The organism is Clostridium sp., assembly GCF_032576335.1.
Taxonomy (GTDB): Bacteria; Bacillota; Clostridia; order Oscillospirales; family Acutalibacteraceae; genus Faecalispora.
Genome location: NZ_JAWFXC010000002.1, coordinates 1 through 23,910, shown reverse-complemented (window position 1 = coordinate 23,910; position 23,910 = coordinate 1). Strand labels below are relative to the sequence as shown.

Sequence of the window (23,910 nt, the reverse complement as noted above, 5' to 3'; positions counted from 1 at the left end):
ATTTTTAAAACTACGTTAATAACTGTATGTGTTTCTCTTATAAATATGATTATTTTCTGCCTTTTCCCGTAATATAATTCGGGGTAATTTTAATCACTTTTATTCTGCTTTGCGCTTTTTCAATATAGTCGAGCCCCTTTGGTATAAATTCGGATGAATATTTTTCTAGCAATAGCTCCAAAGCCTTTTGTTTTTCTTGCACAAAGACCTCTTCCGCAATTCCAAATATAACGATACTTTCATAATTGGTAGTGAAATCTCCCGGCAGAACCTGTGTTTTGCCTACAACACAAAAAGACACTTTTGAATTTTTGAACAAATTATCAAGCTTTGTGCCAACCGTTGCACAATGAATGTAAATAGAGCTACCGTCGTAAACATAGCTTATCGGTACACCATACGGGTATTCTTCCCCTATGGTACACAGCACTCCGTATTCCCCTTCCTTAAGCAGCTTCTCTACCTTTTCCTCAGGGAGGAGACGGTCTTTTCTTCTAACTTCCGGGAACATAATTCCACCTCATTTTTCATCTTTAGTCGGTCTCCAAATACTGCATGCTAAGTTAACCGTTCCATTTTCGCGAAAAGAAACGCCTTCCGCTTGCAATAAGCTTCGCTGCTCCTGCCATCCCGGTGCAGTAGCGCCCAATCGGTTTACCACCCGATGACAGGGAAGTGATAAAAAAGAAGGGGTATGACTTAACACATACCCTACCTGTCTTGCACTGCGTGGCTTACCTATGTAAAAAGCGATTTGACCATAGGTTACGACTTTGCCATACGGAATTTTCGCAACCCATTCGTATACCTGTTCTGAAAAAGCCCGTTGTCCCATGTCATGGTTCCTTTTCTAATTTACTCTGATTATATCGAAAGCCTTGGTAGAATACAAGGCTTTTCTTTCTATTATAATATACCATTTACAATACAGATATTTTAAAATGCCACATGCTTCACACGGTATCGCTTTTCATAATAATTTAGAAGATATTGTACAAGGCTGGTCTGAACAGATAACTGCATCATTCCGAAACGGCCAAACCAATTTAAGATTTTCATCTATTGACTTACGAATCGTCTTATACTAATATTTGAGCAATGAATGAATAATAAATTATTCATTCATTGCTCAAATATTACAACACAACAATATGGAGGTCGGATATGAAAAAGATACTCGCACTCATCGGAAGTCAGCGGAAGAAAGAAACGTACAGCGCCGTCCTCAAATTTGAAGAATATCTAAAATCGTATGGGGAGATTGAATTCGAAACCATTTTTTTACATGATTATAAGCTGAAATTTTGTACGGGATGCAAGCTGTGCTTTGACAAGGGAGAGGAATATTGCCCCTTAAAGGACGATCGAGATCTCCTGTTGGAAAAAATAAGTCGTTCGGACGGTGTAGTCTTTGCCTCCCCGAATTATGCATTCCATGTGTCTGCACGGATGAAGAATCTGTTCGACAGGCTGGCCTTTCTCTTTCATAGACCACGATTTTGGGGCAAGGCTAGTATGGCAATTGTCACGCAAGGCATTTTTGGTGGTAACAATATTGTCAAGTATTTGAACAGCATGGGGGAAAATTTAGGGTTTTACACATCAAGAGGCTGTGTTCTGCAGACACTGGAGCCCACCTCGGAAGCTATGTGCATAAAAAATGACAAGAAAATAAAAAAGGCAGCAGAGGCCTTTTATAAAGCAATGATGAACGGTACCTCCTCTCCTTCTCTTTTCAGACTTATGATGTTCCGTATGACCAGAACTATGATAGGCAAGATGCAACACAAGGGATACCGGGATTACTGTTATTTTAAAGAACTCGGGTGGTTTGAGTCCGATTATTATTACCCTACTTCGTTAGGACTTTTCAAAAAGGCCATGGGATACTTTTTCGATTTTTTTGCAAATAGAATGAAATATTAAAATAGGAATCAAAGCGCAACGGGAGGATAAAAATGGACAAAAAAGCAGAAATCTATCGCTGAGGGAAGCATTTGTTTTGTTTAAAGGGCTTTAAGGATACCAATGTTGCCCAAATCATGAAAATGACAGGAATGGCGGCGGGCACATTTTATAATTACTATTCTTCAGAGGAAGCACTGTTTCAGTATATTTACAACGATGAAAATATTGCCCTGAAAGAAAGCATTATGAAGAAGATAGACATTGCTGCCGAACCCATGCAAGATGCTCCAGTCGAACTTAGAGGGAATGAACGAAAACCCAATATTACGGGAATGGTAAAATAGAGAGTCGTTTAATAAAATTGAAAAAAGTTCCGAGAAGAAAACGGATTAGATCGCGTGGATTTTCTCTATAGCGGCTTTATCGAGATTGTGAGAAAATGGCAAACTGAGGGATGGATGCGTCAGGATATATACGCTGAAATGATTATGGCGATTTTTACTGCGCTTGTAGTCATAGAAACACATAAGGATGAAATTGGGATTGAATATTTCCCACATCTAATTGAATACCTGGCCGAATTTACAAATGAAAGGGCTCATGTCTTGCTCCGTGAATACATCACCAAACAATAGGATTAAATAATTAATTATACTATGTATAAAAAAGCAGAGCAATATTATAAGTAGAATAAAAAATTGCATGGAGTGACGGCATTGCGCCAGTGCCAACGCGGCACACTTTTCTTGAGAATAATCTCCGGCTGTGCTGATGATTGTTCTACAGAAAAGAACCGTACCTGTTTGTGCAGGTACGGTTCTTTTTATACTGCCAAAGCCGAAACTCGGTAAACAGCGCGGCAAAGCGCATACATATTTTTTTCAGGCAGGTTTTGGTTTGCCACACAGCCGGGGCCAATAATCAGCCCTCTATCCCCTGCAGCAACAATTGCTTCCTGCACATGCTGCTCCACCTCTGCCACCGAGCCAGAAACCAAAATGCTCTCTCGTATCTTTTCTCCGTTTGCATCATAAAAAGGAGCTTCGCGAATTCCCCCCAGCAGGCATTTATCTGTTATGGAACGCGCTTCTTCTAGAGTTGGGCTGCTCCACCGGTCGTGCCAATTGATGCAGTTTACAGGGTAATCGGCTATTAACCCGAACATCCCATTATCACCATGTAAATGAGCTACATTAAAAAACGTTTCATCTTGATACGCAGCAATAACCTGGCGGTCATAATATTCTCCAAATTCGCGGTACTGTTCTTCGGTTAAAAAATCGTGGTTGGCACATTGCGTCGCAAAGAAAAAGCCATTCACACCCATTTCAATATTCGCTTTTACGAAGTTAATGGTTGTTTCGGTTATAGCCTGCAAAGCTTGCTTGAATAGACGCGGGTTATCCTTCATATCGAGCAAAATCCGTTCACCCGCAAGCTTTCTCGCCGTAGTTAAGGGACTAAAAATGGTTTGAATAATCGGTAATTGCCCATTTGCCAACGCAATGGTATGACGAGCAGCCTGAAGCTGTTTGCCATAGGTTCCATAAATAGCAGGCAGCGGTTCAATCCGCTCCCAATCCTTCATTTGGTGTATCCCATAGTCGTCTACAATTGGCGGCTCATTCACCCGATTAAAGATTTTCACTTTTACGCCATAATCCTGAACGCCATACAGCCCAAACGGCATGAGCTTTATAAAATCGAAGTCGTATTTTTGAGCAAAGGCCACTTGTGCCTCTGCTAAGCTTCTTGGGTCTTGATCTACCGCTGAAAAGTGCATCCAGACATTTAGCGGAACTTTATCCACCTCTTGCCCATTAAGTGCCGCCTGAATTCGCTCAAACTTATTCATAATACACCTACCATTTCTTAAATGCCAGCTCAATCCGACGAAATACAACATCCAGCAATCCACAAAGTACCCAATAGATGAGTGCGGCTGCAATGTACGCCTCAAGGTAATGCGCATTTTGAGCTGATGCCAGTTTTGCTTGAGATAAAATATCTGCTACACCTATGGTAAAAGCAAGGGAAAGCCCCTTAATTACCCCTAGAAAAGTATTAAAAAGTACTGGTACTACTACCGCAACTCCCTGCGGTGCCACAATTCGATGCAGCGCCTGATACCCGGTCATCCCGCTTGCAAAAGCCGCTTCCCACTGCCCAGGCTCAATGGAATAAAAGGCACCGCGAATATTTTCAGACTGCCCAACCGAGATATAGAACGCATATGCTACCACAAGAACCACAAGTGGTGAAACTTGAGTACCATTGCCCAGCCCAAGCAGCAGGCTAAGGCTATCGATAACCATGGGCAGAATAAAATAAGCGAGGTATAAGTGAATCACCAACGGAACCCCCCTGGTGTAGTCGATGAATACCCGTGCAATCTGTTTTGCCACCGGTATTTGGCAAATGCGGATGACCGCGACCAGCAAACCGAGCAGAACACCAAAGAACAATACAATAAATGCCGTTCCCAAGGTAAACGGAACAACCGTAAGGATAAAGCGCATATCTTCTAAAATGATAGAACCACTCAGCATTATCCCACCTGCTTTTCTGTTTGATGACCCAATATTACTTTCTTTTCAAATATCTGGCACAGCCTACCCACTGCGAACGTAATGCACCAATAAATGATTGCCGCAGCCAGAAAGACCTCCAGCTTCTTCACTCCAAAATCATTGGAGATGATTTTCTTAGCCAACCCCATAATATCGGTTAAACCAATCACAAATAGCACGGATGTATCTTTTACAAGCTCTACAAAAGCATTTTCAAGGTTTGGCCAAGCAATTGGCAGCATTTGAGGCAGTAGAATTCTTCTAAATTTCGTAAAGCCATTCATGCCAATGCTGTCTGCGGCATCGTGTTGGCCTTTTTCCACCGCCAAATAGGCAGGGCGAAGGTACTCCGACATATAGGCACCATTGTATAAAATCAAAGCTAGAGAGGCATAGAAGGTTTTGCTCCATCCATCCGCATCAATCCCAAATTCCCGTAGAATCAGCGGCAGCCCGTAATACACCAAAAAAATGTGAATCAGGCAGGGGGTGCTGCGAAAAAACGAAACATATAGGTCTGATAAAGGCGAAAGTAGCTTCCATTTTTGAATTCGCACTGCCGCGATACCCGACGCCAAAAGAATGCCCAAGCTGCCAGATATGAGTATGACCAACAGTGTATAAGGGATTGCAACGCTAATTCGCCCTACCACATAAAATACATAAGAAAAATCAACATTCATTGTGGGTACCGCTCCCTCTGCTACCAAGCATTTTTACGAATTGGTAGCGTATTTTATAGTGTCTTCCCCATACCATTTTTCAGATAGTTTGGAAAGCGTACCGTTTTCTCTCAGTGTTTTTAATGCCTGCTCTACCTTTGCAGATAAATCCGCTTGGTCTTTTGCCAGCGCAAAATAAGTTCCGTTTATTTTTACTGGAGGTGTTACCGCTTTTACTTTGAGTCCCAATTGTTCCTTAATTTCAGAGAATCCCAAATTGTTCGGAAGTACCAAGGCATCATACTGTTTATCGCTCACCGATTTAAAGCGATCTGCCACCGAAATGCCATCGCCGGTAGAAATGGTAATCTGTTTATCGGGATGTTCTTTGTTATAGGCAGTAAGCAAATTAAAAATGCCCCCATTTGGAGTGGATGGTACTAGCTTTTTACCGACCAAATCATCCAATTTCTGAATAGAGTTATTGTCTTCGCTTACATAAATGTTAATTAGGCTCACTCCGGTAATGGCATTTGGCAGCAGATACTTTTTCTCACGTTCGGCTGTTTTATAAAGCCCTCCGCCAATAAGAACATATTTACCGGTTTCTAAACCAATTTGAGTTGCATCGCTTTCGACTAACTCCACATTAAACTGATAATCTGGAATTAGATCATCTACGGCTTTTAGTATTTCAACCTCATAACCAACTATTTCGCCTTTTTCATTTTCAAAGCTTAACGGGCGGGAAGCTGCTTCCAAAGCCACGTTCACAGTTTTGACTGAAGCGGCAGAGGAGCTCTCACTCTGCACAGCAGAAGCGTTTGCGCCTGCACTGGTGTTTGCCGCACAACCCGACAAAAGCCCCGTAAGTATAGCCGCTGTGATGAACAATTGAATGCGTTTTGTTTTCATGTTATTTCCTCCTTATTTTGTTGACACCCTCATAAAGTAATAATTGGTGTATCGTTTGCTGTTATATTTGATAAACAAAAGGCTGATAGATACAGTCTAAAAACCGTTTTGTCGCCGCTTCTTTTGGTGATGAAAATACCTCTTTGGGAGAACCTTGCTCCACTACGTTACCACCCTCCATAAAAATCACCTTGTTTGCAATATTTTGTGCAAAGCTCATTTCATGGGTAACAACCACCATTGTGATTCCTCTGTTTGCCACCTGCTTCATTACGGAAAGAACTTCGCCAACCAGCTCAGGGTCAAGCGATGATGTAGGCTCATCAAACAGAATTACCGAAGGATTTAAGGCAAGTGCTCTTGCAATGCCCACCCGCTGCTGTTGACCGCCAGAAAGCTGGTTAGGGTAAAAATCTTCCTTGCCCTCGAGTCCAACGCCTTTAAGCTGCTGTTTTGCTGTAATTACTGCGTCTGTTTTGGGAATTTTCTGTACGGTAATTAGCCCCTCCGTAATATTTTCAAGAGCCGTTTTATTTTTAAATAGGTTGTAATTTTGAAACACCATTGCTGTTTTTCTTCGAAGCGCTAGTAGTTGTTTTTTTGAAGATTTTTTATAATCGTAGAAAACCTGGTCAATGGTGATATTTCCTTCATCGGCCTTCTCCAGACCATTCATACAGCGCAGAAGCGTGGTTTTTCCCGTTCCACTGGGTCCGATAATCACCGCAACATCTCCCTGCTCTACCGTAAGGTTAATACCTGTTAATATTTCTTTGGAGGCGAAAGATTTGCGAATGTTTTGTAGTGTGATCATTGTTGCCCTCCTTTTGCTGCCGATCATTTTACCAATTTGAATCGTTAAAACATACTAATCTTATACGTTTACAAGAGTTGGTTTAATAAAGAATACGTTGCAGAGCTAGAATAGTCAACTCTTTTTCAGAAAAAAATTTATTTTTAACATTTCATATAACTAAATACCGATATGTAATATATAATTTCATGTAATATAAATAATAAATAATATCTTAAATTTGTGATTCATTATCATTTATTAGATTGGTTTTTTACTGACAGATATTAAAATAATTGCTCATGCTTTTTTTTATTTCAAAATAGAACGATTGGTTATTTCCTTTTAAATATTGAAATTATCTCAAGGCAAAAAAAAAGAACAGCATCCACTTTACGGGATGCTGTTCTTTTCTATAAAGCGCTGGAATAATGTGCCGTAATCAGTCTTCGCGACCGAGCAGCCAATCAACAGATACGTTTAGAATATTCGATAAAGCCACCAATTCAAAATCCGTTACGTAACGAATTTGCCCTTCTAACTTCGAAAGGCCGGAAGCATTCATATCAATTCCATTCACCTGCAGCTGAGCCAAAAGTTCTTTTTGTTTCATACCCAAATTCTTGCGGGCCATTTCTACATGGGCACCTACCAAATTACGATTACCCAGGGCTTGCTTGCGTAATCTCATTCTTTCATCTCCCCGTTGCTCAGGCCGTATTAAAGCCGGCCAGACAAATAATAATAAGATTTCCCTCTTCAATAAAAAAGGCACTAAATTGCTGTCGCTTTTCAGAAAGCAAAGTATTTTAAAAGAAATAAAAATACCACTATCCGGAATACATTCCATTATAGTAGATAAAATCCAAAAACGCAACAAAAATCATACAAAAATTTTAGATTCAATCCGTTTAATTTGCTGGTTTCAAATGGAACGACTCCGTCTTTGTCGAATGTCAAAAAAACATTGTTATTTAGAGGGTTTCTTGTTATAATACTATTCAACAAAGTGACCGGCATATTTTTTGAGGCTTGCCCCGAATTCGGGTAAAACACCCTGATTCGTCAACGTTTTCTCTTTGCTTTCTGATTTATAATATGCACTAACACGGCAAAGAGATTATGCTATAATAATTGCTTTTAATGAGGTGTATGGATTTGGAGGAAACAGTTCAGACTCCGTTTGGAAAAAACCTGACAATGCTCACCGATTTTTACGAAATAAGCATGGCAAACGGCTATTTTGCTAACGGCTTCCAAGATAAGATTGTTTATTTCGATATGTTTTTTCGAAAAATACCCGATGGCGGCGGATTTGCTATTATGGCTGGCGTACAGCAAATGGTGGAATATTTACAAAACCTTTCATTTACTCAGCAGGATTTAGATTACCTGCGTACCACCAAAACGTTTAATCATGCTTTTATTGATTATCTAGCTAATTTTCATTTTGAGTGCGATGTTTGGGCAATTCCGGAGGGAACCCCAATTTTCCCGGGCGAACCGATTGTAACGGTACGCGGCCCTGTTATTCAGGCACAATTTATTGAAACTATGGTGCTTCTCTGCATAAACCATCAAACCTTAATTGCAACAAAGGCAAACCGAATTGTTCGTGCAGCAAGCGGTCGTTCTGTAATGGAATTTGGCTCACGGCGCGCACAAGGTTTCGACGGTGCAGTTTACGGTGCGAGAGCCTCCTATATTGGAGGTTGTACGGGAACAGCCTGCACAATCTGCGAGCGTGATTTTGGCATTCCCGCTTTGGGAACAATGGCGCACAGTTGGGTGCAGCTATTCGACACAGAGCTTGATGCGTTTCGTGCATATGCTCGTGAATACCCCAACCAATGCGTGTTGCTGGTAGACACTTATAATGTTTTGCAGTCTGGCATCCCAAATGCCATTCGTATTTTTAATGAAGAATTGGTTCCGAAGGGTTTTCGTCCCGGGGGCATTCGAATCGACAGCGGCGACATTACCTATCTCTCCCGCAAAGCGCGTGAGATGCTGGATGCTGCTGGCTTTGAGGATTGCAGCATCTGCGCCTCAAACTCGCTCGATGAGTACATCATACGCGATATGCTGATGCAGGGTGCTCAGGTAGACAGCTTCGGCGTTGGCGAGCGCATGATTACCTCTGCGTCTGAACCTGTGTTCGGCGGCGTATATAAACTCGTTGGCGTTGAAAACGAAGACGGCAGCATTCAGCCCAAAATCAAAATTAGCGAAAATGTTGCTAAAATTACTACCCCCGGCTTTAAACGCCTATGGCGTTTGTTTGACCGTTACAGTGGGAAAGCAATTGCCGATGTAATTACCATGCACGATGAGCTCATTGATGATGAGATTCCCTATGTTATTTTTGACCCCGAATATATTTGGAAGCGTAAGAGAGTCGAGAACTTCCGTGCGGTTCCTCTTATGACCCAGATTTTCAAAAAAGGGAAATGTATTATGGAGCCGCGCAGTGTTCACGAAATTCGTGAATACTGTACTGCACAAGTAGATACGCTTTGGGAAGAGGTTACTCGTTTTGAAAACCCACACCGCTATTATGTAGACCTTTCACAACAGTTGTGGCAAATGAAGGACAAGCTGATTACCAACCACAATTTTGAAAAAAGCGCTTCTCGTGCGGTAAAGTATTCAGACACTATGGTTGAGCGCTTTGAATAAGAGCGTTACTTGACAAGAAAATAAAAATTCGTTAAAATGAACGATGCGAGCAGGCTGAGCAGTCGCGGGTAACCGCCCGAAAGGGCCTATCCGAGGAAAGTCCGAGCTCCACAGGGCAAGAATAACGGCTAACGGCCGCCGGGGGTGACCCCAGGGATAGTGCAACAGAGAGATACCGCCTGTACTTTTGTGCAGGTAAGGCTGGAAAGGCGGGGTAAGAGCCCACCAGCGCGCGGGAGACCGCGCGGCTATGTAAACCCTATTCGGAGCAACACCGGAATGGGACAAATGCGTCGGCCCGGCGCGTCCCGAACAGGTGGCACTGAGCTGCGGCGGTAACGCCCAGCCAAGATAGATGACTGTTCACGACAGAACTCGGCTTACAGGCCTGGTCGCAACCATTATAAAGAAACTTCCTGCAAAACACCTTTTTCCCCTTATAATTATGATTCGAGATCATTACAGAGGATGTACCCTCCTCAACATTTTGTTCGAGAGTACGCGCAATAACTTGCGGCATAAAGAAGAAGGAACTGGAAGATGAATCAAAACCATGAAGGTTTTAGTTGCCGTTCGCAGCTTACCTTTCATGGTTTTTGTTTTAAATCGTTATATTATTAAAATGATACCCTGCCTAAGTTTTGTGGCAGGCGAATACAAAATGGAGGGAATCGAATGAAAACCTTATACATGGACTGCTTTTCCGGTATTAGCGGTAACATGACAATTGGTGCATTTCTGGATTTAGGCGTTGACCAAGAGTATTTACTGCAAGAACTTCGCAAGCTGCAAGTGGATGGCTACGAAATTCAAATCAGTAAAAAACAGAAAAACGGTATTACTGGCACTTATTTTGATGTTATTCTAGAGGAGGAAATCAAACATTCCCACCACCACGAAAATTCCTCCGAAATCGATCATTTGCAGGAAGAGAAAAAAGAAAAGGCTCTCCCCCCCTGCACCTGCAAGCGCCACCGCACTTACTGCGTATGCGGGAAAAATAAGCTGCCCAAAGAACCTGGCAGTAAAAAGAAAAAGCATAAAAATAAAAACAAAAAATATGCCGAACATGCAATTCATTTTCATGCAGACTCCGGTTTTCATTCACATAAAGCACATGATGAACACCACCACGATGAGCATCCCGGCCATCACCATCATCATGATCATGGCGAGCACAAGCATGCCCCTCACCGCAATTTACAAGACATTACCACAATTATTGATACCAGTGAACTATCCGACCAAGTTAAGCAGCTCTCAAAAAAGATGTTCACTTTTGTAGCAGAAGCGGAAGCGAAAGTTCACGGAAAACCAATCGAAGAAGTCCATTTTCATGAGGTTGGCGCCATCGACTCCATTATCGATATTGTGGGTACCGCTATCTGTATCGATTTTATAAAGCCTGACCGCATTGTCGCCTCCCATCTTCCAGTTGGCTCCGGTTTTGTACGCTGCCAGCACGGGCTTATCCCCGTTCCCGCTCCGGCAACACTCGAGATTATTCGTAAAGGCGGTATTCCAACTTATTCAAACGGAATTCAAAAAGAACTGGCTACCCCCACTGGTGCTGCTATTTTAGCTGCCTTGGCACAGGAGTATGGCTCCCAGCCAGAAATGGAAATACAGGCAATCGGCTACGGTGCCGGCCTATACGATTTAGAGATTCCCAACACACTGCGCTTAATCGTCGGTGAGGTTCTTCCTGTTAAGAGAAAGAAAAAATCGCAGCCAGGTATTATACTTGCCGAAACAAATGTGGACGACACCACCGGAGAGGTGCTCGGCTATGTGATGAGCCGTTTGTTGGATGCCGGAGCACTGGATGTTTTCTTTACGCCCATCTACATGAAAAAGTGCCGCCCAGCGGTTACACTTTCTTTCTTATGTGAAGAAGCTTTACTGCCAGAGCTTGAGAAAATTGTATTTGAAGAAACTTCAACCATCGGGATTCGCACCATTCCGGTGCAAAGAACAGTGATGAACCGAAAAACCGAAACGGTTAATACACGCTATGGCGCAATTCGGGTCAAAAAATCGACCTATGGCAGCATTACAAAGACAAGCGGAGAGTTTGAGGATATAAAAGCCGCGGCGCAACAGAACGGTGTACCCATCCAAACCATCTATCAGGCCCTTAATGCTGATGAAAACAAATAATGGAGGAATACGCATGAATGAACTTCAAAAGAAAAAGGAACAGCTCGAGGAATACCTGCGTTCCTTAGAAAGTGTTGCCGTAGCGTTCTCCGGCGGGGTGGATTCTACGTTTCTGCTTACCGTAGCACATAACGTATTGGGAGAGAAAGCAGTTGCCGTTACCGCACGCTCATGCAGTTTCCCCCAAAGGGAGCTTAACGAAGCCAAACTCTTTTGTGAGCGCAATGGCATTCAGCATATCATTGTTGATTCCGAAGAACTCGACATTACCGGCTTTTCACAAAATCCGGTAAACCGTTGCTACCTGTGCAAAACCGAGCTCTTCCAAAAAATACGAAGTGTTGCAAATAAACTCGGGCTAAAAGAAATTGTGGAGGGCTCCAATTTAGACGACAACGGCGATTACCGCCCCGGCCTGATTGCCGTAGCCGAGCAAAATGCCAAAAGCCCCTTACGGCATTGCAATCTGTCTAAGTCTGAAATACGTATGTTATCTAAAGAGTTAAACCTGCCTACTTGGAGCAAACCCTCGTTTGCATGCCTTTCTTCTCGCTTCCCTTATGGAGAAACCATTTCGGAAGAAAAGCTCAGCCAAATCGATAAAGCCGAACAGATTCTGTTGGATTTAGGCTTTCGCCAAGTACGGGTTCGTCACCATGGCAATTTAGCACGCATTGAGGTGGAGGAAGAGCAGTACCCGAAGCTGATTGAGAAAGAGATTCGCCATACCATATCGACCAAACTCAAGGAGCTTGGGTTCGTATATGTTTCGATTGATATTACTGGCTACCGTACCGGTAGTATGAATGAAACCTTATCGCTAACAGCCAAATAAATAATAGATGAGCCCTCTTCTGCCTTGTATAAAAGCGGAAGCGGGCTTTTTTCATAACACTCTCTTCAAACAATTCTCATTGAGCTTTGGAACGGAAAATAGTGGGGCAAATTCTCTTGTTTAGAGAATTTGCCCCTTATGTTTATTTTAGAAAATCAAGGCTCCAACAATTCCAAAGATGAGTGCGCTTAATACAAGAGTAATAATCTGCGGTACGCAGCTATCCCAAATATGATCGTGCTGCCCATCGGCATTTAAACCAGCCGTTGGCCCCAAGGTGGAGTCAGAAGCAGGAGAGCCACACTCGCCCATTGTTGCGGCACCGGTAATAAGAATGACGGTTGCTCCAACGCTGAAGCCCATAACCTGTGCAAACGGAACATACAGCGCTGCCAAAATCGGAACCGTACCAAACGATGAACCGGTACCAATGGTAAGAATAAGACCCAGAAGAATCAACACTACCACAATAACAACCTTGTTGGTACCGAGTACGGCGATCGTGGAATGAATCAAGGGATCAATCTGTCCGCTATTGCTCAGCACGTTGCTGAAACCAGCGGCAGTAAGCATTACAAAAGCCATGAAGCCCATGATGCCAATACCTTCTTCTACTGCACTCTGCATATCGTTTAGCTTTACTACGCCCAGCAGTAGGAACAGCAGCAGGCCAGACAAAGCACCTAAAATCATGGTGTCAAAAATAAGCTGCACTATTACAATGGTAAGCACACTGAAGAGCGCAGCCCACTGTGTTTTCATAAGTGCTTTGCCATTTCCGCCCACATTGTTTTCCGCAACGATTTCTTCCTGTACAAAGCTGTTGTCTCCCATTGCGTACTCTCTGGGTTTTTTGTAAAGGAAATACGCAACGATGAATCCAACGAGTGTACCAAAGCCGAGAAACCAGGTATAGTGCCAAACATCCATAACGGCAATTGGCATACCGAACTTCGTCATGTTTTGAGATACAATGGTATGGAAGATTAAACCAAATCCAAGCGGAAATGTGACCCAGGTCCCCTTTAGACCAAACGCCAAAGCACAGGAGGCAAGGCGTCTGTCAAGCTTCATCTCATTCATTAATACCAGCAAGCCCGGAATAATCATTGGCATGAATGCGATATGGATTGGAATAAAGGTCTGCGATAAGAAAGACAGGAATATGAAAATTAAGAGCAGCTTTATTTTGCTGCCTTTGATAATACCTCCCAACTTACCAGACAGCCTGCTTGTAAGTCCGCAGCGCTCAATGATAACTGCCACAGCACCTAGCATTACATAGCTTAGTCCCGCTTCACAGTTTCCCACCATGCCGTCTGTAAACAGCGTCATTGTTTCTGGAATAGTCATTCCAGATAAAAGACCGCCAACAAGTGAAGAAATGATGAGTGCGAAAATAACGTTGACTTTAACAAAACACAAAACCAGCATGACCACAACCGCAATAAGTATAGGATTCGTCAACAATGCGATCATATAACACCCTCCAATATTCTGTTTCTTTTCTCTACTCTTCTTCTGTTGAGGTTCCTTCCCCGACCTGTTTTCCCACACCACACGAAACCGTCAGGAAAGCCGCGATTCTTTTTTATCCCCTAAATATTCTTTGCCCTATCTTTTTTCAGAACACAGCTATGGGCAATCTCCCATCTCCTTCCTTACAGCGGCTCACCCTAATAGCCCTGATGATGATTTTTCGAAACAGATTCTAAATTCTCCGTTTCTATTCGGGCTTGTTAATCAAACAAACAGCCCCTAGCCTAGTTCACTAAATCTTTCGGAATTTCTCCACGCAGCATGCGAATGGCATTCCATGCGGCTCGGGTGCGCAGTTCCTCAAAAGACTCTTGAGAAATGTAAGAAATGTGAGGGGTAACAATGCAATTGAGAGCGTCAAAAATCGGCTCGTTCTCTCTTGGCGGCTCATGCGTAATGACATCCAATGCCGCTCCCGCAATGACACGGTTTTCTAGTGCCCTAATTAAATCTTCTTCTTTTACAATTGCACCGCGTGCAGTATTAATAAAATAGGCACTGGGCTTCATCATTGAGAATTCTTTCTCGCCAATTAAGCCGGTGGTACTTTCCTCAAGCTTCACATTTACGCTTACATAATCCGCCTGCCGGAGCCCTTCCTCCATGGTAACTGGTTCAATGCCTTGCTTTAAAAGTGCTTCATCCTCTTGGAAAGGATCATAAGCAACTACTTTCATACCAAGGCTCTGGCAGTGACTAGCTACCGTACTGCCAATTCTGCCGCACCCAATAACAAACAGTGTAGATTGTGAAATACGGTGCGGCGTGTGCGTAACTGCCTGCGCTCCCCACTCCCCGTTTTTTAAATTGTTGTTGTATTGGGTTAAGCCCTTATAGAAATGGAAGATGGAAGCGAGCACATAATCCGCCAAGTCTTCCGCACAGTAGCCCTGCACATTTGTAACGCTAATTCCCTTAGCACGAGCCGCTGCTGTATCAATACGGTCGTAACCGCCGCCGAGCACGGCAATTCCTTTGCAGTTTTGCAGCCGCTCAATCACAGCGGAGGGAATATGTGCATAAACCTGTGCAATAATGGCGTCGGCTTTCCAGCCGAACTCCTCTAAATCCTTTTCATAATCATAAGTGGAAAAACGCAGTTCACAATCGGGATACTGCTCTTTTAAAACACTCACTTCTAAATCGTAGTCTTTCCACTCTTCATCAATAAACCAAAACAAGGGGCGATTCATTCTGTATTCCTCCTAAACGAATAAGGTCTATCCCTTACTCTGCTAAAATTTCAATCGTACCATGGTCTGCGTCTACACGGATACGGTCTCCATCCTTTACCACATTGTAAAATTCCGGGTCAACCTTGTCTACCATCGGAACCTCCATAATGATTGCACTGGAGACTAAAACAGTTTCTGGGTGCTGCAAAATCATCGCTTTGGGTGCATTGCCCTGCATATTAAGCTGATAAATCCCATCCGCCTGCACAACCGAGCTGCCCTTTCCACTCGGGAAAATTAAAATCTTTTGGGCGACGCTCTTTCCTTCTAAATCATGGGCAGGTTCAATTACCGTACCAGTTTTGGGGTCAATCAGGTAAAACATGATGTTATCTTTTGATACGATTGCTTCTCCCTCTACGACACCCTCAGAAATTTTATGGCAATGAAATACTTTTTTCTCCATTTTATCTCACCTCACCAGTTAATGCTGCTTCAATGCAGGTATCCAAATCTCGTATTACAAAATGAATTCCTCTGCGCTGTGGGTAATAGGCACACTTGGGCGATTCGGTAATCCCCACTTTGCCATTTAGATGACCCCAGCAGGGTTGGTCTGGGCAGGTGTCCGGCACAATAAAGCCTCCCGCCTGCGTAATAATGTCATCAAGGCCCATGCGAACTGCCATCTCTTTTACATGGCTGGAGGTGAGAATCCACATTTCTTTTTCCAGTTTCTTGCCGTCAATTCGCTCTGCAATGTGCTTTACTTCTTCTAATGTAAAGTGAGGGCAGCCAAACATGGCAAAATCGATTTTTCGATTCCCCTCCAGCGAGATTTTCTCCAACTCTGCCTGAAGGTCTTCATTGGTAATCACAACTTTACGTTCCGGCTCTTTGCCACCGAATGCCGCTTCGAGCGTTGGAGCTTCCGGTGTAAAGCCAACAATATGGTACATGCCATAAGCACCGGAGGTATTGAGCTCAGCACCTAGATTACGAAGTGCTTCTTTGCTGATATGCTTGGGTAGGCCTACAAACACCGGAATGCCATTGCCGATTTTTTTACCCATCATGCCAAGCATATGGTAATCATAATCGTTTTTCATGTCTGCCTGAACTTCAACGAGAATATTACCTTTCCTGTTTTCATCTAACAGCAGGCCATATTCTGGTACAAAGCCGGTTACCGCAGCACAAAACGCACTGTTTGCACCTTCACGGTTTGTTCTGGCTCCCCAAACCGAGTTTACATATGGTGTAGCGCTGGATTCGGAAAAGGCGATTACCTCCTGGTAATTGGGAACATTCGTATCAATGTAAGGGGTACAGTTGTAGCTAAGTACTGCGCCCAATGCCTTATAAGCGTTATGTGTCCTCTGCATTAAATCTGCGAATTCTGGGGGAACCATGTCGCGGCTCTTAAAGAAAGAAAGACAGAACCCGGGGTTTACCGTTGGTGATACCCTACATTTTGCACCAGCACTCAGTAGCTTTTCTGCAAACCAAAGGTCTGCCTCCTGATTGCTCAGCGCAACGTGCGCTCTTGTAATAGGAACCATTCGTTCTGCGTCAAAGGATTCACCAATTGCAACCTGAATTTTCATTGCGTATGCGGTTCCTTTGCCGTATTTACCGTCCAGCATATCTTGCTGTTCTTGTGTCAGCTTCATATCACTTTTCTCCTTATTTAAGATTCTCAGCCTACAATAAGGCCGGATGGGTTACTGCTTTAATGATAGGGACAACCTTGTTTCACAGCGCCTGCATTTTAAGGTAATACATTAGCGTGCGAAACTGAAAAAGTGAAAAGAGGATCGCGACATCTTTGAGCCGCGATATTAAAGACTCTTCTTTTTACTTTTCTGTATTATACACCTATTTTGTCGAAAAAACATCTAAAAAATCAAAAAAAGTAAAATATTTTTTGGTTTATTATCAATCTTCACTCTATAAAACTACAAATTAATTTACAAAAATACAAGTTTGTTGCTGTTAACAAGTTTCACCAACGCATAATTATACAGTTATATTTTTCGATTCTTTTAGCATTCAATTGAACAAACATCGTTATTTTATAAAATTTTACTATTCTTTAATTATTAAAAAATTAGAAATGATGTATAAAACATTAATTTTTATTATCTTCAAAAATTGCTTTTGATTTTAATAAAAAAAACGCTTTACCAATTTTTAGATATGTTAAAAGTATATTCTTAATGTATACTCCTTTTATATTCTGACGAGAGTTATTCTATGAATAAAGAAGTATAGATTTTTTATAAGCTTAAAGCGTAAATAATACGTTTTTGAATTTTCAATTATATAAACTTTCAAAAACGTATTATTTTTATTGTTTTTTAATTGCAAAATAGGTAGAAATAAAATTAACAAGAGAGAAGCATTTTAGTTTAATCCTCTAAATATCGACCTCGTTTCTCTGCTGAACACTCGTTTTATCGTTGTTTTATGTCATTTTTAATCAACTCCTTTGAAAAACCAATTTGACATTTTTTATTTGCAAGAGTATGATAACAAAAACCGCAAATGCAGGATTTAATATTTAAAACTTCAAAAAGCAGTCTCGACGATTACTCGCGAGTGTTTTGGCACTTTTTCATACAGGAGGGAAATGAGCGATGATAAAGCTAAACCATGTTTATAAAAGCTTTGGCAACTTGGATGTGCTAAAGGATATAAACCTTACCGTAGAAGAAGGTGAAAAGCTCGTTATTATCGGGCCGTCCGGTTCCGGCAAAAGCACAATGGTACGCTGCATGAATTTTTTAGAGGAACCAACCACCGGCGAGGTTTTTATTGACGGTGAAGAGCTCAACACAAAGAACAAAAACGATATTGTTCGCAATAACATTGCAATGGTATTCCAGCAATTTAACCTCTACCCACACATGACAGTACTGCAAAACGTTACCTTAGCGCCCATCAAATTACAGCATATGAGCAAAGAGGAAGCAGAAAAAAGTGCTTACGAATATTTGGATGTAGTTGGACTGCGTGACAAGGCGCACGTATACCCCACCACCTTAAGCGGTGGCCAACAGCAAAGAGTTGCTATCGCACGTGCTTTAGCTACCAAACAAAAAATCATTTTATTCGATGAACCAACCAGTGCGCTCGACCCCGAAACCGTACAAGAGGTTTTAGATGTAATGATTCAGCTCTCCCGTATCAACATTACGATGGTGGTGGTTACACACGAGATGGGCTTCGCTCGACAGGTAGCAGACCGTATCATCTTTATGGATCATGGTGTCATTCTTGAGGAGGGGAAGCCGGAACATTTTTTTGAAAACCCCACAAATGAAAGAACAAAAGCATTCCTAAGCAAAATTTTAAAGTAGCTTTGATTTAATTTCTTCCCGTTCTTAATAGAAGGGGGTATTAATACACACAGAAATAAAGGAGAGATTTTACATGACAACATTCAAAAAAGCTTGTGCGGCACTTATGGCGGTTTCTATGCTGGCGATGACAACCGCGTGTGCGGGCTCTGCTCCGGCTGGCGGCAGCAAAGCAGAAAGCAGCGGAGCTGCTGCTTCTGCAGCAACTGCTACTCCTACATTAGATAAAATTAAATCTGCCGGTGTGTTGAAGGTCGGCGTAAAGGTAGACGTTCCAAACTTTGGGCTTAAAAATACTAAAACCGGCGAAATTGAGGGGTTTGAAATAGACTTGGCCAAAGCCATTGCCAAAGACCTTCTCGGCGATGAGAAGAAAGTAAACACACAAGGAGTTACCGCCAAAACACGCGGCCCTTTACTGGATAACGGCGAAGTCGATTTGGTGATCGCAACCTTTACCATTACCGATGAGCGTAAAAAGGTTTACAACTTCTCCGACCCTTATTTTTCGGATGCTGTAAAACTGATGGTGAAAAAGGATTCCGGTATTTCCGGCCTAAAGGATTTGGTAGGTAAGACCATTGGTGTTGCACAGAGCTCGACCAGCATGAAAGCCATTCAGGCAGCGGCTGAAAAAGATAAATTAAACGTAAAGTTTGATGAATACGCCACCTACCCCGAAATTAAAGCCGCGTTGGATTCCGGACGGGTACAGTGCTTCGCGGTGGACGGCTCTATTTTAAGTGGATATGTAGATGATACCACTACTATCTTAGGTGAAAAATATGCACCCCAGCAGTATGGTGTTGCCAGCAAGCTCGATAACAAAGACCTTGCTGAATACGTGAACGCACAAATCAGCAAGCTGAAGTCCAACGGAGAGCTGGATAAGATGATTGCCAAATGGCACCTAAGTTAATTCCAACAACTCATTAAGTTTTGCGAGGGTCGCACCCTCAGACTCATCTTTTAGAAAGGCAGGGATAAGGGATGAACAATTCACCTTTTTCTTTGGATAAATGGGGAAGGTTATTTCTCGACTGGCAAACATTTGCGGAAGGTTTTTTAACCACACTACTGATTGCAACACTCGCATTGGCGCTTGCCTTGCTTTTGGGGATAGTCTTTGGTATATTTTCTTCCTCGCACCACCGCGGTCTAAAAGGAATCAGCCGTGTTTATGTAGAGTTCATTCAGAACATTCCATTGGTGATTCAGGTATTCTTTTTATACAACGGTCTTCCGCTTGTTGGTGTAATGCTGGATAAATTCACGATTGGCGTACTTGGAATCGGAGTTTACACCGGTGCATATATTAGCGAGGTTGTTCGAACTGGAATTCAGTCAATTCCGGCAGGACAAATGGAGGCGGCGAAAAGCCAAGGCTTTACCCATGTGCAGGCGATGCGGTTTATCATATTACCGCAAACAGTAAAAATCGTGCTACCGCCGCTGACGAACCAAGCCGTAAACCTAATTAAAAACACCTCTGTGCTCGCTATGATCGCCGGTGGCGACTTGATGTACCGTGCAGACTCTTGGGCAAGCAGCCAGCTGCTTTACGGCCCAGCTTATGCCATTACCGGCCTGTTATACTTTGCCCTTTGCTTCCCGCTTGCTACTTGGGCGCGCAATTACGAGCAGAAGCTAAAGAGCCACGATATTCAGGCAACTGCATTACCCGCAAAAAGCAAAAAAGTGTTTTGGGGCAGCCTGCCCGAGCTTTCTAAGAAAGGAGCAGCGTAATGGAACTACTAAGCAGCATCTTCTCAAGGGATAATGTTTTTTTTCTACTAAACGGGATAGGAACAACCGTCTTTATTGCAACCACTACCATAGCAATTGCGCTGTTCTTTGGTACCATTCTGGGGCTGATTCGAAACTACGATCGAGGTATTTTCGGCAAGCTCGCGGCGGTTTATATTGAAACCTTTCGCAATACTCCGCTAATTCTTTGGATATTGGCCATCCGCTTTCTGGTCCCTATCCCCGCTCTTTACTCCGGTATTCTCTCTATGTCTATCTTTACAACAGCGATAATGGCTGAAGTTGTGCGTGGCGGACTGAATTCCATAGAAAAGGGGCAGTTTGAAGCGGCGTATTCTCAGGGCTTTGGTTTCTTTCAGACGCTTTGGTTTATTATTATTCCGCAGTGTTTTAAAAACATTGTGCCCTCTCTGCTCTCGCAGATGATTACAACAGTAAAAGACACTTCCTTTTTATGGGCGGTCGCGATCGAGGAGTTCACCGGCAAGGGTATGATTTTAATGGGTCGTTTCGCTTCCTCCACGCAAGTGTTTATTTTATTTGCTTTCATGGCTGGCATGTATTTCATCATTAATTTTACTCTCTCCACCATAGTGCGCAGGCAAAACACAAAGGGGCAAATTGTGAAGGTGCCTGTTTTGGTGGAAGCATAAGTATTTGGTGTGTATGGCCGGCGAATGGATACAATTCTACCTACTTTTTTATTCCACTCTTTTTCTTGCAAAAGACCTCAGACATGGGATTAAACCCGTGCCTGAGGCCTTTTTGCAGTTCGCTAGGAATCAGCCGTTCTGATTCATATTTTGGAATTTTTGCTTTGCTTGGTCAATTTTCTGCTGCTCCGCTGCCGGAGTGGGGTACCAACCGCGCTTGTGCAACTCATCAAAAATCTGCGCTTGAAGTTGGTGCTCTTCATTGAGGATGTTCATGAACTCATTACGCACATTTGGAGTTGCGCACTCATTGGTAAACGTATTATAGGTACTGGTAATCGCTTTTTGCGAAGACAGTACGTCTTGAAGAACCTCTTTATCCTGCATGCAGGATTGCGTTTGATTCTGGCTTTGATTCTGATCCATTTTCATCTCTCCTTTTAATTCAAAAATCCGAGAAGCTTATCGTAATGTTGCTGATGCTTGCAGGCCAAATCATCGTATTGCTGCTTGAGCTGCTGGTCTGTGCATCCCTGAGAGTAAGCCTTCAGCTTTGTAATTAAAAGTTTTTCTCCGCTCAGCTGGTCTTCAATTGCAGAAAGCTCCTTTGTGGTTAATGATGCCATTTTCTTTACCTCCTTATTATTCGCTTTATATCCTTATTCTTTGCGAATCCGGTAAAGAATATTCTTCAGGTTGATGTTTTCAGGCATTTCTATGTAGCCTGCCTGACCTCTGCTTCAGGTTCTAAGCCAAAGCTGATAGACAACGCCTGATCAATCAACGACATTGACCCATGGTCTAGTCGCCCCATACGTTCCTTTAATCTGTGTTTATCTATGGTGCGGATTTGCTCCAGAAGCACAATGGAATCTCTCGCTAATCCTGTGGTTTCTGCATCCAACATAATGTGTGTCGGCAATTTAGCTTTCGCCCTTTGGCTAGTGATCGCTGCTGCAATTACGGTGGGGCTGAATCGGTTACCGACATCATTCTGGACTATCAGTACCGGCCTTACCCCGCCTTGTTCAGACCCGATTACCGGGCTGAGATCAGCATAATAAATTTCGCCTCTTCTGACATTCACGTTTTTCACGCTCCGAATAATTTAATGTTTGGGCCCAATCCTATTTTTGCCTCTTATAAAAACTTTCATTCAATAATTTAAATTTTTTTCTTTTTTATCTCTTTATAGGGGTTTGCGCCTCTCTACATAATATTAGCTTACCCGCCAATTGACAGTGAGATTTAAAAAGTGTATTCGTAACAAAAAACGTTTACCTGCATAGGATTGCTGTTTTCCTTATAGCTACTTGCTTTCTAAAAGAAAAAGAATATAATGAAAATAAAAAGAAAAAAGGGGCGAAATAGCTTGAGAAAAGCAAAAAAGCGAATTGCTGTTTTGTTATCTGCCTTAATGATAATGTCTTCTTCTGTAGCTTATGCCGCAGAGGCCGATGCAGTAGTAGGGAAACTGAGTATGGACACCAGCAGCTATACCATGGCTCCCGGTGGAATTTATGATTTTAAAGCCTCTGTTAGCAGCTCTGTTTTAAAACAGGAGGATGTAAAGGTTTGGTCCTCACGAGATGGTATTGCAAAAGTAACCCGCATTGCCGGAACCGGGAAATACCGTATTACCGGGCTAAAAGCAGGAGTGACCTACATAACGTCTGAAATAAAGGGAGTTCACGCCTCCATAAAGGTAATGGTGGAGAAGGGAGCGAAACCACACGGAGTAACAAGCTGGACCACCTCACTGATTCATCAGTCTGATTTATCGGCTACGGTGAACATTACTTTCCCGGAAGGAACAAACCTGATGGGGATCGCGGCGCTTCTTGAGAAAAACAAGGTTTGTAGCGCAAGCGACGTGCTTTTGGCGGCGAAAAGTACACAATTTAATAATTACAGCTTTATTGCTTCACTCTCAAACCCATCTTCCCGCTATTACCCACTTGAGGGGTATCTCTTTCCAGACACCTATAATTTTTATAAGGGAGACAGTGCCTCCAATGCTTTAAAGCGCATGCTTAACAACATGCAGAATAAGCTTACTAACATACAAACACAAGCAGCCGCACAGGGAATGACCGTCGACCAGGTTCTCACAATGGCGTCTCTCATTCAAGCTGAGGCATCCAGCACCAGCGATATGTACCTTGTATCCTCTGTTTTGCACAATCGCCTTGCGAACGGGCAAGCCAACGGTACACCGAAGCTTCAGTTTGATTCTACGGTATTTTACCCTTACCGTGTAAAGTCGGATGCCCCCGCGGGTTTTACCAGCACCTATGACACATACAGTATAACTGGTCTGCCTGCAGGGCCGATTAACAACCCTGGTGCCAACGCCATTGACGCTGCACTTCACCCAACTAGCTCAAACTATTATTATTTCTGCCACTCGGCTGCTGGCGTGGGGTACTACGCTGAAACGCTGGAAGAGCACAACCAGAACCTCATAACAGCCGGGCTACGCTGAGATTTAATCTCTAGCAAAAGCTACTGTAAGTAAAACATCCCTGATTTTCCACTCCAAGGCAGGAAAATCGGGGATGTTCTTTAATAATCAGCTATGAATATAAACTTTAACAGCCTCACTTCGCACGTAAAAGCAAAGCCACTGAGAAATCTTCTGCATAGTGGTTTGAAAAGCCGAGTGTTTTTGTAGACTAAATGCAATGTATACTTATATCCAAGGAAATAAATATCCGCCGGCTAAGCCGGCGGTTTTTCTTAGTCGCCTATAAGGCTCCATTACTGGCCGCCCTTGCAAGGGCATATTACGGCCTGACACTTGCAATAGCTTGTTACTTGCTACCCTTGAAAGGGTCTTCGTATTCTCTAAATGTCAATTGGTCTTGTAACTTATCCTCTTCTAATTGTTTT

26 protein-coding genes and 1 other RNA gene are annotated in these 23,910 nt (G+C 42.9%); 12 read left to right on the top strand and 15 right to left on the bottom strand.

Annotated features, from left to right (window positions below):
* Positions 1–49: 49 nt before the first annotated feature.
* Positions 50–511: a pyridoxamine 5'-phosphate oxidase family protein gene (locus tag E7L17_RS02140; RefSeq protein ID WP_316321627.1), complete on the bottom strand. Its 462-nt coding sequence runs from the start codon at positions 509–511 to the stop codon at positions 50–52.
* Between the two features lie 9 nt (positions 512–520).
* Entirely contained in the window at positions 521–835 is a 315-nt protein-coding gene (locus E7L17_RS02135; RefSeq protein ID WP_316321626.1) for a methylated-DNA--[protein]-cysteine S-methyltransferase, read from the bottom strand.
* 329 nt (positions 836–1,164) lie between these two features.
* Between E7L17_RS02135 and E7L17_RS02130 the strand changes: the two genes are divergently transcribed.
* From E7L17_RS02130 to E7L17_RS02120, 3 genes are all read left to right on the top strand, one after another.
* The gene (locus E7L17_RS02130; RefSeq protein ID WP_316321625.1) at positions 1,165–1,926 is read left to right on the top strand and encodes an NAD(P)H-dependent oxidoreductase; all 762 of its coding nucleotides are present in this window, start codon (positions 1,165–1,167) and stop codon (positions 1,924–1,926) included.
* Between the two features lie 71 nt (positions 1,927–1,997).
* Positions 1,998–2,252, top strand: coding sequence for a TetR/AcrR family transcriptional regulator (locus E7L17_RS02125; RefSeq protein ID WP_316321624.1), 255 nt, complete (start codon positions 1,998–2,000; stop codon positions 2,250–2,252).
* A gap of 54 nt (positions 2,253–2,306) precedes the next feature.
* The gene (locus E7L17_RS02120) at positions 2,307–2,543 is read left to right on the top strand and encodes a hypothetical protein (protein ID WP_316321623.1); all 237 of its coding nucleotides are present in this window, start codon (positions 2,307–2,309) and stop codon (positions 2,541–2,543) included.
* A gap of 188 nt (positions 2,544–2,731) precedes the next feature.
* Here E7L17_RS02120 and E7L17_RS02115 read toward each other — a convergent pair whose 3' ends face one another.
* The 6 genes from E7L17_RS02115 to E7L17_RS02090 all read right to left on the bottom strand — a co-directional run bounded on the left by E7L17_RS02115 (position 2,732) and on the right by E7L17_RS02090 (position 7,539).
* Positions 2,732–3,763 (bottom strand): uroporphyrinogen decarboxylase family protein, encoded by a 1,032-nt coding sequence (locus E7L17_RS02115; RefSeq protein ID WP_316321622.1) that lies wholly within the window; start codon positions 3,761–3,763, stop codon positions 2,732–2,734.
* A 7-nt stretch (positions 3,764–3,770) separates the two neighbouring features.
* Positions 3,771–4,457, bottom strand: a complete 687-nt coding sequence (locus E7L17_RS02110) for an ABC transporter permease subunit (protein WP_316321621.1) — start codon at positions 4,455–4,457, stop codon at positions 3,771–3,773.
* Complete coding sequence (locus E7L17_RS02105) at positions 4,457–5,161, bottom strand: amino acid ABC transporter permease (protein WP_316321620.1); 705 nt, start codon at positions 5,159–5,161, stop codon at positions 4,457–4,459. Before E7L17_RS02105 ends, E7L17_RS02110 begins: the two co-directional genes overlap by 1 nt.
* Before the next feature lie 33 nt (positions 5,162–5,194).
* Positions 5,195–6,055 carry a transporter substrate-binding domain-containing protein gene (locus E7L17_RS02100; RefSeq protein WP_316321619.1) on the bottom strand — a complete coding sequence of 287 codons (861 nt, stop codon included), beginning with the start codon at positions 6,053–6,055 and terminating at the stop codon, positions 5,195–5,197.
* A 61-nt stretch (positions 6,056–6,116) separates the two neighbouring features.
* Complete coding sequence (locus E7L17_RS02095) at positions 6,117–6,869, bottom strand: amino acid ABC transporter ATP-binding protein (protein ID WP_316321618.1); 753 nt, start codon at positions 6,867–6,869, stop codon at positions 6,117–6,119.
* 421 nt (positions 6,870–7,290) lie between these two features.
* Positions 7,291–7,539, bottom strand: coding sequence for a helix-turn-helix domain-containing protein (locus tag E7L17_RS02090; protein ID WP_085833709.1), 249 nt, complete (start codon positions 7,537–7,539; stop codon positions 7,291–7,293).
* Positions 7,540–8,000: 461 nt separating this feature from the next.
* On the opposite strand from E7L17_RS02090, the gene E7L17_RS02085 reads away from it, so the two are divergent.
* From E7L17_RS02085 to larE, 4 genes are all read left to right on the top strand, one after another.
* Positions 8,001–9,527: a nicotinate phosphoribosyltransferase gene (locus E7L17_RS02085; RefSeq protein WP_316321617.1), complete on the top strand. Its 1,527-nt coding sequence runs from the start codon at positions 8,001–8,003 to the stop codon at positions 9,525–9,527.
* Positions 9,528–9,573: 46 nt separating this feature from the next.
* Positions 9,574–9,926, top strand: an RNA gene (rnpB, locus tag E7L17_RS02080) — RNase P RNA component class A.
* Between the two features lie 276 nt (positions 9,927–10,202).
* A complete protein-coding gene (larC, locus tag E7L17_RS02075) occupies positions 10,203–11,687 on the top strand; it encodes a nickel pincer cofactor biosynthesis protein LarC (protein ID WP_316321616.1) in 1,485 nt (494 codons plus the stop codon).
* A 13-nt stretch (positions 11,688–11,700) separates the two neighbouring features.
* Complete coding sequence (gene larE, locus E7L17_RS02070) at positions 11,701–12,522, top strand: ATP-dependent sacrificial sulfur transferase LarE (protein WP_316321615.1); 822 nt, start codon at positions 11,701–11,703, stop codon at positions 12,520–12,522.
* 147 nt (positions 12,523–12,669) lie between these two features.
* On the opposite strand, the gene E7L17_RS02065 is transcribed toward larE, so the two are convergent.
* The 4 genes from E7L17_RS02065 to E7L17_RS02050 form a co-directional block, all read right to left on the bottom strand.
* A complete protein-coding gene (locus tag E7L17_RS02065; RefSeq protein ID WP_316321614.1) occupies positions 12,670–14,001 on the bottom strand; it encodes a Na+/H+ antiporter NhaC family protein in 1,332 nt (443 codons plus the stop codon).
* 284 nt (positions 14,002–14,285) lie between these two features.
* Positions 14,286–15,254, bottom strand: a complete 969-nt coding sequence (locus E7L17_RS02060; RefSeq protein WP_316321613.1) for a C-terminal binding protein — start codon at positions 15,252–15,254, stop codon at positions 14,286–14,288.
* A 34-nt stretch (positions 15,255–15,288) separates the two neighbouring features.
* On the bottom strand, positions 15,289–15,702 hold the full coding sequence (locus tag E7L17_RS02055; protein ID WP_316321612.1) for an aconitase X swivel domain-containing protein: 414 nt from the start codon (positions 15,700–15,702) through the stop codon (positions 15,289–15,291).
* Between the two features lies 1 nt (position 15,703).
* Positions 15,704–16,909: an aconitase X catalytic domain-containing protein gene (locus E7L17_RS02050; RefSeq protein WP_316321611.1), complete on the bottom strand. Its 1,206-nt coding sequence runs from the start codon at positions 16,907–16,909 to the stop codon at positions 15,704–15,706.
* Between the two features lie 966 nt (positions 16,910–17,875).
* Between E7L17_RS02050 and E7L17_RS02045 the strand changes: the two genes are divergently transcribed.
* The 4 genes from E7L17_RS02045 (at position 17,876) to E7L17_RS02030 (ending at position 21,018) form a co-directional block, all read left to right on the top strand.
* The gene (locus E7L17_RS02045) at positions 17,876–18,598 is read left to right on the top strand and encodes an amino acid ABC transporter ATP-binding protein (protein ID WP_316321610.1); all 723 of its coding nucleotides are present in this window, start codon (positions 17,876–17,878) and stop codon (positions 18,596–18,598) included.
* 73 nt (positions 18,599–18,671) lie between these two features.
* Entirely contained in the window at positions 18,672–19,517 is an 846-nt protein-coding gene (locus E7L17_RS02040; protein ID WP_316321609.1) for a transporter substrate-binding domain-containing protein, read from the top strand.
* A gap of 71 nt (positions 19,518–19,588) precedes the next feature.
* A complete protein-coding gene (locus E7L17_RS02035) occupies positions 19,589–20,344 on the top strand; it encodes an amino acid ABC transporter permease (protein ID WP_316321608.1) in 756 nt (251 codons plus the stop codon).
* Positions 20,344–21,018 (top strand): amino acid ABC transporter permease, encoded by a 675-nt coding sequence (locus E7L17_RS02030; protein WP_316321607.1) that lies wholly within the window; start codon positions 20,344–20,346, stop codon positions 21,016–21,018. The genes E7L17_RS02035 and E7L17_RS02030 overlap by 1 nt, the downstream gene beginning before the upstream one ends.
* 129 nt (positions 21,019–21,147) lie before the next feature.
* Here E7L17_RS02030 and E7L17_RS02025 read toward each other — a convergent pair whose 3' ends face one another.
* The 3 genes from E7L17_RS02025 to E7L17_RS02015 form a co-directional block, all read right to left on the bottom strand.
* Positions 21,148–21,444, bottom strand: coding sequence for a spore coat protein (locus tag E7L17_RS02025; RefSeq protein ID WP_085833721.1), 297 nt, complete (start codon positions 21,442–21,444; stop codon positions 21,148–21,150).
* A gap of 14 nt (positions 21,445–21,458) precedes the next feature.
* Entirely contained in the window at positions 21,459–21,644 is a 186-nt protein-coding gene (locus tag E7L17_RS02020) for a spore coat protein (RefSeq protein WP_316321606.1), read from the bottom strand.
* A gap of 89 nt (positions 21,645–21,733) precedes the next feature.
* Positions 21,734–22,105, bottom strand: coding sequence for a type II toxin-antitoxin system PemK/MazF family toxin (locus E7L17_RS02015; protein WP_085833723.1), 372 nt, complete (start codon positions 22,103–22,105; stop codon positions 21,734–21,736).
* Positions 22,106–22,390: 285 nt separating this feature from the next.
* Here E7L17_RS02015 and mltG point away from each other — a divergent pair, with 285 nt between their 5' ends.
* Entirely contained in the window at positions 22,391–23,503 is a 1,113-nt protein-coding gene (gene mltG / locus E7L17_RS02010; protein ID WP_316321605.1) for an endolytic transglycosylase MltG, read from the top strand.
* Positions 23,504–23,910: the final 407 nt, after the last annotated feature.